Raw genomic sequence first — 16382 nt, 5'->3', positions numbered from 1 at the left:
AAGGAGGAGTGAGCGGAGAGGGGTGAGCGATGGAGCGGGTCAGGCGGGTTGGGGCAGCGCGGTGTCGATCAGTGCCGCGTCGATCTTTTTCGGGGCCGGCGATTGCAGCGGGCCGGGCGCGGTAACCGCGCCCTGCGAGGCCGAGCCGACCAGACGGGCGTACTTGGCCAACACGCCGGTGGTCACGCGCGGTTCGATACGCGCGGGCTCGCGCGCGGCGAGGTCGGCGGCGACGTCGAGGCGGCGCGTCTTGACGTCGATGCTGACCACGTCGCCTTCGCGCAGACGCGCGATCGGGCCGCCGTGCGCGGCTTCCGGCGAGATATGGCCGACCATGAAGCCGTGGGTGGCGCCGCTGAAGCGGCCGTCGGTGATCAGCGCGACGTCGTTGCTCAGGCCCTGGCCGACCAGCGCGGCGGTGACCGCCAGCATTTCGCGCATGCCGGGGCCGCCGGCGGGCCCCTCGAAGCGGATCACCACGATGTCGCCGGCGTTGATCCGGCGCGCCTGCACCGCGGCGAACGCGGCTTCTTCGGAATCGAACACGCGCGCCGGGCCGGCGAAGTGTTCGCGGCCGTGACCGGCCAGCTTGAGGATGCAGCCCTCGGGCGCCAGGTTGCCGTACAGGATCGAATAGCCGCCGCGCGGCTTCAGCGGGTCGGAGATCGGACGCACCACGTCCTGGGTGTCGGCCATCCGCGCCTCGGCCAGTTCCTGGAAAAAGGAACGGCCGGTGACCGTCGGAATATCCTCGATCAAACCGGCCGCTTTCAGTTCGCGAGCCACCAGTGCCGCACCGCCGAATTCGAACATCTCCGCGGCGGTGTAACGGCCGCCCGGTTTCAGGTCGGCGATGACCGGCGTATGCGCGGCGGCTTCGAACTCTTCCAGGTCGAAAGCGACGCCGGCTTCGTGGGCGATCGCCAACAGATGCAGGGCCGCATTGGTGGAACCGGCGGTGGCCGAGACCGCGCGCGCTGCGTTGCGCAACGCATGGGGAGAGAGAAGCGCTCGCGGTCTCGGCCCGCCATTGCGCAACTGTTGCATGACCATTTCGCCGCAGGCGCGCGCGGCCTCGGGCTTGTCGGCGTGGATCGCCGGGATGTCGTTGAGGCCCAGCGGCGACAGGCCCAGGAAGGTCAGCACCATCGCCATGGTATTGGCGGTGAACTGGCCGCCGCAGGCACCGGCGCCGGGGCAGGCATGCGACTCGATGCGATGCAGCTCGGCGTCGTCGATGCGCCCGGCCGAATGCGCGCCGACCGCCTCGAACACGTCCTGCACGGTCAGCGGCTTGTCGTCCTGGCCGGCCTTCGACGGACAGTGGCCCGGCATGATCGTGCCGCCGTAGAGGATCACGGTCGGGATATCCAGACGTGCCGCGGCCATCGCCGCGGCCGGGATGGTCTTGTCGCAACCGACCAGCAGCACCATCGCGTCCAGGCAATGGCCGGACACCGCCAGCTCGATCGAATCGGCGATGGTTTCGCGCGAGGCCAGCGAGGCGCGCATGCCGTCGGTGCCCATCGCGATGCCGTCGGTGACGGCGATGGTGTTGAACTCGATCGGCGTGCCGCCGCCGTCGTGCACGCCGCGGCGCACGTGCTGGGCCAGGTCGCGCAGGGTGATGTTGCACGGCGAAACGTCGGACCAGGTGTGGACGACGGCGACCAGCGGTCTGGCGATGGCCGCGTCGTCGAGGCCGGTCGCACGCAACATCGCGCGTGCGGGGGCTCGGGCCGGGCCTTGCTTGATGGCGTTGCTTCTCACGAACAGGTGTTCCTAAGTCGTTGGCGACAGGAACCCAGGGCCTTAAAACGAAAAACCCCGCGCCTTTCGGGCGCGGGGTCTAGGTTCTTTCGACCTGGGTTGTGTGGTTTTGCTACACGAACCCGACTCCCGCGCTGGTAAGCGAGGTAATAAGTACGAGGACGAGAATAATCGTGGCGATGGCCGGCCCGAGTCGGAGCGCAACGCGCGCGGCGTCGTTCGAGGCCTGCTGGGCCTGGACCGAAGTCGTCTGCGAGTGGTTGTTGCGCTGCGTCATGTCAGCGAGAAGAACATGCCCGTTCTGGGCTTGTCAATAGTTTCTGGAAAAACCATCCGGACGCGTGCGAGCGGTCACAGCTCGCCTGTCCGGCGAATGTGCCTTGTCTTCGATTCTGGTTCCCGCGTTTCGACGTGGAAGTCTCATTGCAGTTCCCACCTTTGAAAAAGGGGGGCAGGGGGCTTTGCTTTTGCCCCTGATCGCAAGGCCGAAGCAAATCCCCCACGCGTCGGCACGTTCAGGCTTCATGCTCTCCGGGGCGTGGCCCCCTTTGCCAAAGGGGGCGATAGAACGCGCGCACCCACCTCCGTATTACGTCATCGCTTGCAGTTCTCCCCTTTGCGGTCGCTTGCAGTTCCCCCCCTTTGAAAAGGGGGGGCGGGGGGATTTGCTGTGGCTTAGATCTCAGCGGTGGAAGCAAATCCCCTCGCGTCGCCGCGTTCAGGCTCCATGTTCACGCGCCAGGCATGACCTCTTCTTCAAAGGGGCACGTAGACCGCACGCGTTCCCTTTAGGCGCCATCCGCCAACAAGCGCTGCCGCAGCGCCGCATAGTCGGCCGCCAACGGCTCCGCGTTCGCCGGCCGGGCCAACGACTCGGCCAGCGCCGGCGGCGGTTCCACGGCATGACCGACCAAGGGCTCGACGATGCTGTCGAACTTGGCCGGGTGCGCGGTCGCGACCACCGCCCAGGGGCGTTCGTCGCCTTGCGCGCGCAGGGTCTCGAGCAAGTGCAGGCCAGTCGCGGTGTGTGGGCAGGGCACGATGCCGTGGCGCTGCGGCGCGTTGCGGATGGTCTCGGTGATGGTGGCGTCGTCGACGCCGACCGCGCGCACCGCGGCACGCAGTTCGGCATCGTCGCGGTGCCAATGACGCAGGCGCTCGAAGTTGCTCGGCGCGCCGACGTCCATCGCGTTGGCGAGGGTCGCCCGGGTCGGCTGAGGAAGATAGTCGGCGCCGGCGAAATAACGCGGCAAGGTGTCGTTGGCGTTGGTCGCCAGCACGATCTCGCCGATCGGCAGGCCCATGCGCTTGGCCACGAAGGCGGCGCAGGCGTTGCCGAGGTTGCCGGTGGGGACGACGAAGTTCAGCGGCTCGCCGCGTTCGGCGTAATGGCGTGCGGCGGCATGCGCGTAATACGCCGCCTGCGGCAGCAGCCGCCCGAGGCTGATGCTGTTGGCCGAACTCAGCGGCCGTTGCGCGCGCAGGGCTTCGTCCGACAGCGCTTGCTTAGCCAGGCGCTGGCAGGCATCGAAATCGCCGTCGACGCGCAGCGCGCGGACGTTGTCGCCCCAGCAGCCCAGGCCGTGCGCCTGGCGCGGCGAAACGCGGCCATCGGGATAGAGGATCACTACTTCGAAACCGGGGCGGCGGTGAAAGGCCGCCGCGACCGCGGCGCCGGTGTCGCCCGAGGTCGCGACCAGGATCGTGGTCGGCGGCGCATCGGCCTCGCGCAGGCCGGCGAGCGCCTCGGCGAGAAAACGCGCGGCATAGTCCTTGAACGCGGCGGTCGGGCCATGGAACAACTCGAGCAACCAGTCGTCGGTACGGGCGAGCGGGCGCAGCGGCGCATCGAAGGAGAACGCGTGTTTGCAAATCTGATCGAGGCGCTCGCGCAGCGAGGACTGCTCGAAGTAAGGCGCGAGAATCGTGTGGGCGGTGTCGGCCAGCCGCTCGGCGGCGAGCGGCTGCGCCAAGGGCAGGATGCGTTCGGGCACGTAGAGCCCGCCGTCGGGCGCGAGACCGGCGGCGAGCGCCTGGTCGATAGCGGTCGGCGGGGTGTTGCCGCGGGTGCTGAGGAAGTTCATGCGATGTCCGGAAGTGATGATGTTGCGCTTGCAGGGAGAGCAGTCCCCCTCGGTCCCCCTCACCAAAGGGGGAAGACAGGCGCGTCGAGTAGGTGGAAGCCGAAAGCTCCTGCCGTTGCTTTGGCAGTTGCCGTTGCTACTCCCTCCTTTGACAAAGGGGGCAGGGGGATTTGCTGTTGCTGTTGCTCCGCTACTACCCGATCACCTCCGTGCGCGGTCCCGCTACCGGGGTGATGTAAGCGCGCGAATCGAAGCCGGCATCGGCGAAGGCTTGCTGCATCGCCGGCGCCGCCGCAGCGGCTTCGGCGCGCGAAGCGAACCAGGCGAAGCAACTCGGGCCGGCGCCGGAAATGCTCGCGCCGAGCGCGCCGTGATCGAGCGCCGCCGCCTTGACCGCGGCGAAGCCGGGGATCAACGGTGCACGGCGCGGTTCGACCAGCAGGTCGACCAAGCCTTCGCGCAGCAGGCCGGCGTCGCCGCGCTGCAAGCCGGTCAGGAACAGGGCCAAGTGCGCGCTCTGCTTCACCACCAGGGGCAGCGCATACGGATCGGCGAGCACGGCGCGGGCGCGTCGCGTTTCCAGCACCTGGTCGGGATGCACGACGACCGCGTACAGCCAGTCGGGCACCGACAGCGGAATCATCCGCGTCGAGGTCGCCATGACCACACCGCCCAGCAACATCGGCGCGACGTTGTCGCCGTGGCGGCTGCCGCTCGACACCGATTCGCCGTCGAGGGCGAATTCGTACAGCGCATCGCGCGACAGCGGTTGCGCGAGCACCGCATTGGCCGCGACCAGCGCGGCGACGCAGGACGCCGCCGAGCCGCCGAGGCCGGAGCCGAGCGGTATGCCCTTGTCGAGTTCGAGTTCGAATCCGTGCTCGAGACCGAGTTTTTCGCGCAGCGCGATCAAGGCCTGGCCGGCGGTATTGCGTGCGGCCTCCAGCGGCAACGAGTCGGCGCCGGGCACGTCGCCGCGGATCGCGCGGATGCGTACTTCCGGCGCCTCGATGCGCCGCACCGTGGCGACATCGCGCGGCCCTTCGATCGAATGCCCGAGCAGGTCGAAGCCCACGCCGATATTGCCGACGCTGGCCGGCGCGAACGCGCTGGCCTGGCGCCGCTGCGCGGCTGCGTCGGAGGCGGACGGAGCGGAAGAGGATGCAGAAGAAAACGCGGCGCTCATGCACGGGCTCCAAGGGTTTGCGCGATCGTCAGCAGGTCGCCGAAGACGCCGGCGGCGGTGACGTCCGGGCCCGCGCCGGGGCCTTGCACCACCAGCGGATTATCGGCGTAACGGCGGGTGCGGAACTGGATCAGATTGTCGGTGAGCGCGCCGTGCAAGGCGGCGTGGCCCGGCGGCGGCGAGACCACGCCGACGCTGGCGCGGCCTTCGCGATCGAGACGGGCGAGGTAGCGCAGGCTGAGGCCGGCGGCGCGGGCGGCGTCGAAGCGCTGCTGCAGCGGCGCATCGAGTTCGTGCAGGCGCTCGAAGAATTCTTCCTTCGATACGCTGCGCAGCGCTTCCGGCACCAGGCTCTCGACCTCGATCTGGTCGAGCGACAAGGCGCGGCCGGCTTCGCGGGCGAGGATCACCAGCTTGCGGGCGACGTCGGTGCCGGACAGGTCGTCGCGCGGATCGGGTTCGGTATAGCCCAGCGCATGCGCTTCGCGCACCAGTTCGGAGAACGCGGTCTGGCCGTCGTAGCGGTTGAACAACCAGGCCAGCGTGCCCGAGAGGATGCCTTCGACTTCGGTCAGTTCGTCGCCGGTGTCGAGCAGCGAACGTAGGGTCTGGATCACCGGCAGACCGGCGCCGACCGTGGCTTCGTAGCGGAACTGGCCGCCGCTGCGCTCGGCCTCGCGGATCGCCTCGTAGCGCCCCAAGGGGCCGGAACCGGCGTGCTTGCTCGGCGTGACGATGTGAATGCCGGCGGCGATCCATTGCGGATAAAACGCGGCGACCGCGTCGCTGCCGCTGCAATCGACGATCAAGGCATGCGGGATGTGCTCGGCGCGTACGTGCGCGGCGAAGCGTTCCAGGTCCAGGGTTTCCACGCCATCGGCGGCCAGCGCCTCGTGCGCACCCTCGAAGGCCATCGCGCGCGGCGCCAACTGCATGCGGCGGCTGTCGGCGATCGCGCGCAGGCGCAGGTCGACCTTGTTGTGGCGGCTGTCGCGTTGGAAACGCGATTGCGCTTCGTGCAGTTGCGCGAGCAGGGCGCGGCCGACCTTGCCGGGGCCGATCAACCCGATCGACAGGCAATGCGGCGACAGCCAGAACGCCGAGTGCGCGGCGCGCAGGGCGCGGGTGGCGTCGCGCGCGGCGATGGCGACCGAGATGTTGCGCTCGCCGGCGCCCTGGGCGATCGCGCGCAGATTGATGCGCGCCTTGGCCAGGCCGTCGAACAACTGCGCGGCGACGCCGGGCGTGCCGACCATGCCGTCGCCGACCGCGGCGAGCACGCAAATGTCCGGGGTGACGGTGACTTCCTGGGCCTGGCCGTCGGCCATGGCATCGGCGAAGGCGGCGACGATGGCGTCGCGGCCGCGCGCGGCCTGGTCGGCGCGCACCACGCAGCAGATCGAATGCTCGGACGAGCCCTGCGAAATCATCGTCACCGACACGCCGGCGCTGCGCAGCGCGCCGAACAGGCGTTCGGCGGTGCCGGGCACGCCGACCATGCCGTTGCCGATCAGTTCCAGCACCGCCAGGTCGTGGACCAGGCTCAAGCCCTTGACCGGCGCCGCATCGGGTTCCGACACCAGGCTGATCAAGGTGCCGGGCGCCTGCGGATTGCGGGTGTTGCGGATGCGCAGCGGGATGCCGCCCTGCTGCACCGGCGCCAGCGTTTGCGGATGCAGGACCTTGGCGCCGAAATAAGCGAGTTCGCAGGCTTCGGCATACGACATCGTCGGCAGGCATACCGCATCGGGCACCAGGCGCGGGTCGGCCGACAGCACGCCGTCGACGTCGGTCCAGATCGTCAGCGCATCGGCGTCGAACAGGTTGGCGAAGATCGCCGCGGAATAATCGCTGCCGTTGCGGCCGAGCGTGGTGTCGTGGCCCTGGGTGTCGCGGGCGACGAAACCGGTAACGACGACGTCGTTGTCGGCATGGTGTTTGCGCCAGTCGGCGAGGCGCGCGCGGCTCAGCGCCCAATCCACGCCGACGCCCATCTCGCCCGGATGCACCACCAGCACCTCGCGCGCGTCGAGCCGCGTCCAGCCCGCGCCATCGCCGCCGAGTGCGGCGTGCATGAGGTAGGAAGACAGGACTTCGCCGAGGCCGGGCAGGGCATCGGCGTAGGCGCCGTCGGAGGCGGTCGCGAGCGCTTCGAGCGCCGCGCGCAGGCCATCGAACTCGGTCTCGATCGCCGCGTGTGCACCATGACGGTGTTGGCCGTCGAGTGCGTCGGCGGTGTCGAGGTGGCGCTGGCGCAGATCGGACCAGGCCGGTACCCAGTCCTGGCCGGCGCGGGCGTCGGCGACCAGGGCGACCAGCGCATCGGTGACGCCCTGCATCGCCGAGACCACCACTACCCGTTGCGGCGCGCCGTCGTCGAGCAGGCCGGCGGCGACGCGGTAACGGCCGGCGTCGGCCAGGCTGCTGCCGCCGAATTTGTGGGCATGGCGTGCCGGCGCGGGCACCGGCGCATAGGCCGACTGCTGCGCCGGTGATGCGGCGAAGGCTTGCGCAGGTTTGGACGGTTCGGCGTCGGACCCAGCCGCTTCGGGCGGGTCGTCGGGGCCTTGTTGAGCGAGGCCTGGTCGAGCGAGGGCGGGCTGAGGTTGAGCGGACGACATGGAAAACTCCTGATGGAGCTCCGTGTCCCGGTTCGGGTGAGGCTGGCAGCCCGCACCCTGGTCGGGTGCGGAGCGGCGTGGTCGATTAGCTGGACACGCCCGTCCGCACCTTGTGAGAGGTGGTACCGGTACCGGTGGTGGTAATCGACATCGACACAATCGCCGATACCCCGCCTTGCGGCTGGGTCGAGACGTTGTGGACGATGGCGAAGGCGGGGTGCATGGGGCTAGCAATAACCCGGCGTTGTGCGGCGCGTCAAGTAGGGGGCGGCAGGAATGTGGCGGACGGCGGAATCGGCCGCCGTCCGGGCCCCTGTCCAGCCGGACGCGGCCCCGGCGGGGACGCGCCGGCGCGGACTCAGCGGCCGTAGCTCGCGGTGATCCGGGCCTGGCCGATGACGTGATCGCGCAGCATGAAGGCGGCCAGGGCGCCGCCGGCGTTGGCGTCGACCTTGAGTTTGTCGACCTTGAGCGCCCACACCGTGAATTCGTAGCGATGGCTGGTGCCGGCCGGCGGGCAGGGCCCGGCATAACCGGGCTTGCCGAAATCGTTGCGCGTCTGCACGGCGCCCGGCGGGAAGGCCTTCGCAACCGCGCTCGCGCCGCTGTCGAGAAACGTGGCCTTGGCCGGGATGTTGACCACCACCCAATGCCACCAACCCTTGCCGCCCGCGGCGTCGGGATCGTGCACGGTGATCGCGAAACTGCGGGTGCCGGCCGGTGGGTTGTGCCAGGCCAGCGCCGGCGACTGATTGGCGCCCTTGCAGCCGAAACCGTTGAACACGTAGCGCGCGTCGATGGTGTCGCCGTCGCGGATGTCGGGGCTTTCGACGACGAAGTCGGCGGCCGATGCCAGCGGCGAAGCGAGCAGCAAGGCGATGGACAGAACATGGCGCAACAGGTTCATGGCGTGGCATCCGTGTGGGCGATGGACCGAGGCGAAGGCATCGGCGGGTCATGGGCGTGCAAGCAGCACGGTCATGAAAGGAACGGCTGTGCATTATCGCCAGCCGGCGCGGCCTGGCGAATGTCGGCGTGTCAGGCGTGGCTCAGCTGCCCCACGGCGGCGGAGGCGCCGGCACCGGTTGGGTCAGGTCGAATTCGACCCGGAACAATCGCCCCGGGCGGGCGAGTTCGTAGACGAAGCGGCGCTCGTTGATCTCGATCGCCCAGACATTGGGAATCGAGACCGCGCGGCCGAGCTTGCCGAACAAGGCCTTGCTTTCGTCGTCGGCGGGAAACTCGTAGCGGCCGGCGCGCGACGACTCGCGCCAGTCGCCGCCGTATAGCGTCATGGCGTCGGCGCTGCCGTCGGCGTGGCGATGATCGTGCTTGAGATTGAAGCGCACGCCGTCGTCGCGCAGCACCCAGGTGCGCGAGCGGTCGTCGCCGACATGGAACGGCACCCGGATTTCGTTCGCGCCGCATTCGCGCACGTGCATGACCAGCGGCTTGCCGGCAAACGGGTCGTCGGCGCTCTTGGGGGTATCGGCGACGACGCGTCCGGCGAAGGCCTGGCCGCACAGCGGGCGCAGGCGGTCGAGCAGGTCGGAGCGATGGCTCGCCGCGGTGGCGGCTGGCGCGGCGGCGCCGGGGCCGGGGCCGGGGCCGGGCTTCGCCGCCGGGCCGGCGCAGGCGGACAGGGCGATGGCCAACGGGGCCACGACCAGCGCGGCGAGGGTGGGCAGAACGTAGGCGCGTCGGCGCGGCAGGGTCGGTTTCATCGCCGAACCCTAGCCGGCCCGGCCATCGCGGGCAATCGCCGCCGTCGCCGGATTGGCGCCGTCGCCGGTTTCCATGTCTAATGCGCGTTGAAGCGGGGGTACCGCCGATGGCCTGAACGGCCCGGTGGTTGAGACAGACCCTTCGAACCTGATGCGGTTTAGACCGCCGTAGGGAAGCTTCGCCGGAGGCGCCTTCAGCGCGTCCGCGCGCCGCCCGCTTCGTCCCGGCTCGAATGAGCGAACTACAGGACGAATTCCGATGAATGCGGTGCCCTCCGAACTGATCCAGCAAGCCGAGAAGCTGTCGGCCGACGTTACCCGCCCGATCCCCGGCTCGCACAAGATCCACGTGCAAGGCTCGCGTCCGGACCTGCAAGTGCCGATGCGCGAGATTGCGCTGGCACGCACCCCGACCATCTTCGGCGGCGAAGACAACGCGCCGCTGGCGGTCTACGACACCTCGGGCATCTACACCGACACCGGCGCGGTCATCGACCTGGCCGCCGGCCTGGCGCCGCTGCGCGCCGGCTGGATCGCCGAACGCGGCGACACCGAGGCGCTGACCGGCCTGTCTTCGGAGTTCGGCCGCAAGCGCGAACACGACCCCAAGCTCGCCCACGTGCGTTTCGGCAACCGGCCGTTGCCGCGTCGCGCCATTGGCGGCGCCAACGTTACCCAGATGCATTACGCACGCCGCGGCATCGTCACCCCGGAAATGGAATACATCGCGATCCGCGAGAACCAGCGCCTGGAAGCGATCCGCGAAGGCCATCTGCTGACCCAGCACCCGGGCCAGAGCTTCGGCGCGAACATCCAGAAAATCATCACTCCGGAATTCGTCCGCGACGAAGTCGCGCGCGGCCGCGCCATCATCCCGAACAACATCAACCACCCGGAAAGCGAGCCGATGATCATCGGCCGCAACTTCCTGACCAAGGTCAACGCGAACATCGGCAACAGCGCGGTGTCCTCGGGCATCGCCGAAGAAGTCGAGAAGCTGGTGTGGTCGATCCGCTGGGGCGCCGACACGGTCATGGACCTGTCCACCGGCAAGCACATCCACGAAACCCGCGAGTGGATCATCCGCAACTCGCCGGTGCCGATCGGCACGGTGCCGATCTACCAGGCGCTGGAAAAGGTCGACGGCCGCGCCGAAGAACTCAACTGGGAGATCTTCCGCGACACCCTGATCGAACAGGCCGAGCAGGGCGTGGATTACTTCACCATCCATGCCGGCGTGCTGCTGCGCTATGTGCCGCTGACCGCCAAGCGGGTGACCGGCATCGTCTCGCGCGGCGGCTCGATCCTCGCCAAGTGGTGCCTGGCGCACCACAAGGAGAATTTCCTCTATACCCACTTCGAGGAAATCTGCGAAATCATGAAGGCCTACGACGTGGCCTTCTCGCTCGGCGACGGCCTGCGTCCGGGCTCGATCGCCGACGCCAACGACGCGGCCCAGTTCGGCGAGCTGGAAACCCTGGGCGAGCTGACCAAGATCGCCTGGAAGCACGACGTCCAGACCATGATCGAAGGCCCCGGCCACGTGCCGATGCAACTGATCAAGGAGAACATGGACAAGCAGCTTGAGGTCTGCGGCGAAGCGCCGTTCTACACCCTCGGGCCGCTGACCACCGACATCGCCCCGGGCTACGACCACATCACCTCGGCGATCGGCGCGGCGATGATCGGTTGGTTCGGCACCGCGATGCTCTGCTACGTCACTCCGAAGGAACACCTCGGCCTGCCCAACAAGCACGACGTGCGCGAAGGCCTGATGGCCTACAAGATCGCCGCGCACGCGGCCGACCTGGCCAAGGGCCACCCGGGCGCGCAGGCGCGCGACAACGCGATGAGCAAGGCGCGTTTCGAGTTCCGCTGGGAAGACCAGTTCAACCTGGGCCTCGATCCGGAGCGCGCCCGCGAGTACCACGACGAGACCCTGCCGAAGGACGCGCACAAGGTTGCGCACTTCTGCTCGATGTGCGGCCCGCACTTCTGTTCGATGAAGATCACCCAGGACGTGCGCGACTACGCCAAGGAACACGGCGTCGAAGAAGTCGCCGCGCTCGACGAGGGCATGGCCGAAAAGGCCGCCGAGTTCCGCGCCCAGGGCGCGGAAGTCTATCGCCGCGCCTGATCGTCGCGGGCCGTCGAGAAAATCCGGCGCGACGCGATGGCGTCGCGCCGGATTGCCAACATTGCGCCGCCTCTCCTGTAGCAGCGGCGTAAGCCGCGACCAACCGAAGCGTCGTACGAAAGCGCCGCAGCCGAAGTTCCGATGCGCGGATGCCCGATCTTTTGCCGTTGGATAGGAGCGGCGCAAGCTGCGACTAACCAAAGCGTCGTACGAAAGCGTAGTAGCCGACCCCCCGAAGCCCCACGGCTCTGGTCGGATTCGATCCGGATGCCTGCCGCTTCGGATGGATTCGCGGTATCCGGTCTCTTCGGTGGGTCGCGGCTCACGCCGCTCCTACAGGGGGACGGCCGCGCGGACCGCGTTTGGCGGCACCACCCGCTCACCCCTCTGTGCGCCGTCGGCCAAGTCCTGCACACTCTCGCCGCATGAGCGACCGCCACTACACCTCCCTCAAATGGCGCGTCCATGCGCGACGCCATCCCTCGGCCTTCCTGCTCGCGGCGCAGCTGCTGAGCATGCTCGCCTATCCCTTGTTCGAGCCGTCGGGCGGCGGGCGGGTGGTGTTCGGCGCCTTCGGCGTGCTGGTGCTGGCGCTGGCGGTATGGGTGGTCAACCGCAGCCCGGCCATCAAGTGGATCGCCTGGATCATCGCGGTGCCGGCGTTCGTGTTGTCGGTGTTGTCGGTGCTGTTCGCCAGCCCCGATCTGTTGATCGCTTCTTCGGCGCTGGAGGCGGCCCTGTACTTCTATGCGGCCGGCAGCCTGATCGCCTACATGATGAGCGACCATCGGGTGACCGCCGACGAACTGTTCGCCGCCGGTGCCACTTTCACCCTGCTGGCCTGGGGCTTCGCCTACGCCTTCCTGGTCTGCCAGGCTTGGTATCCGGGCAGTTTCATAGGTGCCGAACGCCCCGGCGAGCCGCGCACCTGGCTCGAACTGCTGTTCCTGAGCTTCACCAATCTGTCGGCGGTCGGCCTCGGCGACATCCTGCCGATGAGCCCGGCGGCGCGGGTGCTGACCATGTTCGAGCAGTTCGCCGGGGTGGGGTATATCGCCGCGGTGGTGTCGCGCCTGATCGGCCTGACCATTCTGCGCAACGAGCGGCGCTGAGCCGCTAACACCCCCGGGTTACAGGGGAATGCGCGGGTCCTGGGCCCTTTTGGAACGATACGTTCCGGCGTTTTGGCCGGTTTGGGGCCGCCTGCGTCACTCGAACAGGTCCGGCTCAGCTTCGCGGACGCTAGAATAGGCGGTTCATACGCGCTTTTCCGATTGCGCCATCGCGCCATGCCGGATATGTCGGTTTGTCGTTACGCCGCCCATGCGTTCAGGCACATGACCGGCGGCGGGCGAGTGCGCATCATCAGCAGGATTCATGCCGCGAATTCACGAGCCATCGTTACCGACTCCGCCCGCCGAGCAACTGCGGGTGGGGGAGTGCCTGGTCGACATCCCCTTGCGCGAGATCCGCGCACCGGGCGCCCGTCGGCCTCGCCGCATCACGCCCAAATCGATGGGCGTGCTGCTGGTGCTCGTCGAACACGCCGACCGCGTGGTCAGCCGCGATGCCCTGCTGACCGAGGTCTGGCCCGACACCTTGCCGACCGACGACGTCGTCACCCAGGCCATCACCCAACTGCGCAAGGCCTTCGACGAAGACCGCGGCAATCCGCGCTACATCGAGACCATCGCCAAGAACGGCTACCGCCTGCTGGCCGAGGTCGAATGGCTGCCGCAGGAGAGCGCGGCTTCTACCCACCACGAGCCGGCCGACGACGTTGAAATATCGACCGCACCGGCGGCGATGGTCGACGAGCGCGTCGAGCCGGTGCCCTTGCCGAACCACCCGCGTCCGCGCGGCACCTGGCGTTCGATCGTCGGTGTGATCGCGCTGGTGATCGGCCTGGTCGGCGGCCTGGTGTGGTGGTCGCTCGCGCGCCAGCCGCAAACGCAGGCGGCCGCGCCGGCGGTCGACCCGGCGCGCGCGACCAATACCCCGCGCCCGTATCGCCTGATCACGTCCATGCCCGGCTTCGAGCTCGCCCCGACCTTGTCGCCGGATGCGGCGATGGTGGCCTATGTGGCGATCCCCGAAGGCCAGCGCGGCACCGCGATCCTGGTGCAGACCACCGACCAGACCCCGCCGCGTCAGCTCACCCAACCCAACGGCCAGGCCGAGGACAGCGCCCCGGCGTGGTCGCCGGACGGTCGTTCGATCGCCTTCCTGCGCCTGGAGCCCGGGGTGTCGTGCCGGGTGCTGGTGATCGCCGCCAACGGCGGCGCCGAGCGCGAAGTCGGCACGTGCGACTCGCGCAACCCGCCGACTTTCGACTGGACCGGCGACGGCCGCGGCCTGATCTTCGGCAGCATGTGGACCCCGCAGGGCATCGTCGGCATGCGCGTGCTCGACCTCGCCAGCGGCGAGTGGCGCGCGGTGCCGTATCAGCCCGGCGCCGGCAACCTCGATCTGTCGCCGCGGTTCTCGCCGGACGGGCGCTGGCTGGTGTTCGTGCGCAACAGCCCGCAGGGCGATTTCTGGCGCCTGCCGGCCGAAGGCGGCAAGGCCGAACGGCTCAGCCACCTGAGCGCCGACGTGCGCGGCTGGGACTGGCTGCCGGACAGCCGCAATATTCTGTTCGGGCGGATGATCGACGGCGACACCCGCATGTTCCGTCTCGACCTGGACACCGGTCAGGCCCGCGACCTCGGCATCGAGTCGGCGCAGGCGCCGGCGGTGGCGGCGGCGCGGCCGGCGGCGGCCTTCGTCCAGCGCAAACCTTATTTCGGCCTGTTCCGGGTGGTGCTCGGCGATACCTCGCAAGGCGCGGTGCACGTGGTCGACCCGCTGTTCCCGTCCTCGGCCCGCGACATCCTGCCCACCATCGCCCCCGACGCGCACCAGATCGTGTTCGTCTCCGACCGCTCCGGCAGCACCCATCTGTGGTGGGCCGACATGGACCAGCCCGATTCGCTGCGCATGCTGCAGGGCGTGCAACCCGGCACGCGCTATGCGCCGTCGTGGTCCAACGACAGCGCGCGGGTGACCGTGGTCGGGCCGGACGCCGAAGGCCGCAACGTGGTCCACGAGATCGTCCCGGCCAGCGGCCGCGTGACCCGCCTGCCGGTGCCCTTGCCCGACCCGATCCAGGCCGTGCAACTGCCCGACCCGCATCGCCTGCTGGTCCTGGCCGGCACCGGCGACGGCCGCCTGAGCCTGAATCTGTTCGACCGCCGGCTGACGCCCTGGCGCCTGTTGAGCCAGCTGGCCGACGTCTCCGAAGTCCGCGTCGACGGCGCCCGCAACCGTCTGCTGTTCACCCGCCAGACCGAGGCCGGGCTGTGGCAGTCGGACCTGGACCTGACCCCGGCCAGCGTCCGCCGCATCGACGACGGCGAACCGGTCGCCGACCGCTACCGGCTTTGGGACGTGGCGACCGAGACCGGCGAGCTGCGCTACCTCGACCAGCAGCCGACCTGCCTGTCCCTGCTGCGCCGGATCGCCTCGCCGGAGTTGCCGCCCTCGGTCCTGTGCCTGGACCAGAGCCGGCGCTCGGCGATCAACGGATTCAGCCTGAGTCCGCGCGGCGACGCGGTTTATCTGGCCCTGGCCAAGTGGGACGGCGCTGATATCGGTTACATGGACCTGCCCGAAGAGCCGAAGACCTTCGTGCCCGGTTGGCTCAACTGATTGATTCTGCAAACAAATGTGCTTTCGGAAAAGCTTCGGTTGTGACGTCGTTCCGAATTCGCCTAACTCTCCGTCAAATTTCTGAAGTCGCGCGCCGGACTTAGGCAAAACAACACCTCATTCTCGGCACATGAGGTGGACCAATGGAGCAAGCATTGTGGGCGGATCGCGGACAGCTGTTGCAGCTGGACGCTCAGGATCCCGCCATTCAGGCCAGTTGCGTCGGCGTCTCCCGTCTCGGCAGCGCCCAGCTGTCGGGCACGCATTTCTCGATCTGGGTCCAGCTGCGCGGCAGCTCCTGGGTCGAAGCCAAGGAAGGTAAGTTCCGCCTCAAGCGCGGCGACTGGATCGCGTTCGAACGCGACTCCAAGCCGGTCCTGCAGGCCGACCGCTACGGCGTCTGCGTCGGCCTCAACCTGACCGCCGACGCGATCAAGGCCATGACCCGGCTCGCCGAGTGCAGCCTCTATGCCGGCCGCGGCCGCATGAGCCGCCACGACGCCCGCATCGCCCTGCGCCTGTGGCGCCAGGCCCATGCCCGCAACGGCGAAGCCGACGGTGGCCTGGACATCAACGCCCTGCGTCCGATCCTGCTGCACCTGGCCGGCGTCCAGCGCGAGCTGACCGCACGCATCCAGCGCTGCCCGGGCCGCTCGCGCAGCCGCAAGCGCCAGGTGTTCGGCCGTCTGCAGCGCGCCCGCCTGTACCTGGAAGGCAACTGCGACCGCGTGGTGCGGATCAGCGAACTGGCCGAACTGACGAGCTTCTCGAGCTGGTACTTCTCCAAGACCTTCCACAGTCTTTATGAGGAGAGCCCGCAGGCGGCCTCGGCGCGCATGCGTCTGGAGCACGCGGCCGATCTGCTCAAGAACACCTCGATGATGATCGGCGAAGTCGCCGCCGCCAGCGGCTTCGACAATTGCTGCAGCTTCGCCCGCGCCTTCCGCGCACGCTTCGGCACCTCGGCGACGCGTTACCGCAGCGCCGCCGCCAGCGCCAAGCTGGAATCGGCCCAATCGGCATCGGCGAAGCCGGCGGCCGCACCGCTGCGCAAGGCCGCATAAGCCGAGTCGATTACTGCGACAGGCATCGATCGCGATACACGGGTCGGCGCACGCGTCGTACGCAACATCCGCAATACGCAAACAGGACGACCGCTGAAGTTTCGAA

General features: G+C 68.7%; 10 protein-coding genes and 1 riboswitch. Of the genes, 4 read left to right on the top strand and 6 right to left on the bottom strand.

Annotated elements, in window-relative coordinates; translation table 11 throughout:
• Positions 1-39 precede the first annotated feature (39 nt).
• The 6 genes from ACKN61_RS20020 to ACKN61_RS19995 all read right to left on the bottom strand — a co-directional run bounded on the left by ACKN61_RS20020 (position 40) and on the right by ACKN61_RS19995 (position 9385).
• On the bottom strand, positions 40-1770 hold the full coding sequence (locus ACKN61_RS20020) for a dihydroxy-acid dehydratase (RefSeq protein WP_408950930.1): 1731 nt from the start codon (positions 1768-1770) through the stop codon (positions 40-42).
• 788 nt (positions 1771-2558) lie between these two features.
• Positions 2559-3854 (bottom strand): threonine synthase, encoded by a 1296-nt coding sequence (thrC, locus tag ACKN61_RS20015; RefSeq protein ID WP_408950929.1) that lies wholly within the window; start codon positions 3852-3854, stop codon positions 2559-2561.
• A gap of 193 nt (positions 3855-4047) precedes the next feature.
• Complete coding sequence (locus ACKN61_RS20010) at positions 4048-5040, bottom strand: homoserine kinase (RefSeq protein ID WP_408950928.1); 993 nt, start codon at positions 5038-5040, stop codon at positions 4048-4050.
• Positions 5037-7661 carry a bifunctional aspartate kinase/homoserine dehydrogenase I gene (gene thrA, locus ACKN61_RS20005; protein ID WP_408950927.1) on the bottom strand — a complete coding sequence of 875 codons (2625 nt, stop codon included), beginning with the start codon at positions 7659-7661 and terminating at the stop codon, positions 5037-5039. Before thrA ends, ACKN61_RS20010 begins: the two co-directional genes overlap by 4 nt.
• A gap of 358 nt (positions 7662-8019) precedes the next feature.
• The gene (locus ACKN61_RS20000) at positions 8020-8568 is read right to left on the bottom strand and encodes a YbhB/YbcL family Raf kinase inhibitor-like protein (protein WP_408950926.1); all 549 of its coding nucleotides are present in this window, start codon (positions 8566-8568) and stop codon (positions 8020-8022) included.
• Between the two features lie 142 nt (positions 8569-8710).
• Positions 8711-9385 (bottom strand): hypothetical protein, encoded by a 675-nt coding sequence (locus tag ACKN61_RS19995; RefSeq protein WP_408950925.1) that lies wholly within the window; start codon positions 9383-9385, stop codon positions 8711-8713.
• An 84-nt stretch (positions 9386-9469) separates the two neighbouring features.
• Positions 9470-9578: riboswitch (TPP riboswitch) on the top strand.
• 66 nt (positions 9579-9644) lie between these two features.
• Between ACKN61_RS19995 and thiC the strand changes: the two genes are divergently transcribed.
• The 4 genes from thiC (at position 9645) to ACKN61_RS19975 (ending at position 16276) form a co-directional block, all read left to right on the top strand.
• A complete protein-coding gene (gene thiC, locus ACKN61_RS19990; protein ID WP_408950924.1) occupies positions 9645-11522 on the top strand; it encodes a phosphomethylpyrimidine synthase ThiC in 1878 nt (625 codons plus the stop codon).
• A gap of 425 nt (positions 11523-11947) precedes the next feature.
• Positions 11948-12634, top strand: coding sequence for an ion channel (locus tag ACKN61_RS19985; protein ID WP_408950923.1), 687 nt, complete (start codon positions 11948-11950; stop codon positions 12632-12634).
• A 265-nt stretch (positions 12635-12899) separates the two neighbouring features.
• Entirely contained in the window at positions 12900-15212 is a 2313-nt protein-coding gene (locus ACKN61_RS19980) for a winged helix-turn-helix domain-containing protein (protein WP_408950922.1), read from the top strand.
• A 143-nt stretch (positions 15213-15355) separates the two neighbouring features.
• Positions 15356-16276: an AraC family transcriptional regulator gene (locus ACKN61_RS19975; protein WP_031370345.1), complete on the top strand. Its 921-nt coding sequence runs from the start codon at positions 15356-15358 to the stop codon at positions 16274-16276.
• The last annotated feature ends 106 nt before the right edge of the window (positions 16277-16382 follow it).

The sequence above is a fragment of the Lysobacter sp. Hz25 genome, from assembly GCF_046097045.1.
Lineage (GTDB): Bacteria > Pseudomonadota > Gammaproteobacteria > Xanthomonadales > Xanthomonadaceae > Lysobacter > Lysobacter antibioticus_B.
The sequence above is the reverse complement of the archived record's forward strand: the minus strand, read 5'-3'. Positions and strand labels throughout refer to the sequence as shown.

What these genes read in the sequence shown, in the direction of transcription:
- thiC (WP_408950924.1), top strand. Translation starts at nt 9,645, where the DNA reads ATGAATGCGGTGCCCTCCGAACTGATCCAGCAAGCCGAGAAGCTGTCG.
- ACKN61_RS20010 (WP_408950928.1), bottom strand. Translation starts at nt 5,040, where the DNA reads ATGAGCGCCGCGTTTTCTTCTGCATCCTCTTCCGCTCCGTCCGCCTCC.
- ACKN61_RS19975 (WP_031370345.1), top strand. Translation starts at nt 15,356, where the DNA reads ATGGAGCAAGCATTGTGGGCGGATCGCGGACAGCTGTTGCAGCTGGAC.
- ACKN61_RS19995 (WP_408950925.1), bottom strand. Translation starts at nt 9,385, where the DNA reads ATGAAACCGACCCTGCCGCGCCGACGCGCCTACGTTCTGCCCACCCTC.
- ACKN61_RS19985 (WP_408950923.1), top strand. Translation starts at nt 11,948, where the DNA reads ATGAGCGACCGCCACTACACCTCCCTCAAATGGCGCGTCCATGCGCGA.
- thrA (WP_408950927.1), bottom strand. Translation starts at nt 7,661, where the DNA reads ATGTCGTCCGCTCAACCTCAGCCCGCCCTCGCTCGACCAGGCCTCGCT.
- thrC (WP_408950929.1), bottom strand. Translation starts at nt 3,854, where the DNA reads ATGAACTTCCTCAGCACCCGCGGCAACACCCCGCCGACCGCTATCGAC.
- ACKN61_RS19980 (WP_408950922.1), top strand. Translation starts at nt 12,900, where the DNA reads ATGCCGCGAATTCACGAGCCATCGTTACCGACTCCGCCCGCCGAGCAA.
- ACKN61_RS20000 (WP_408950926.1), bottom strand. Translation starts at nt 8,568, where the DNA reads ATGAACCTGTTGCGCCATGTTCTGTCCATCGCCTTGCTGCTCGCTTCG.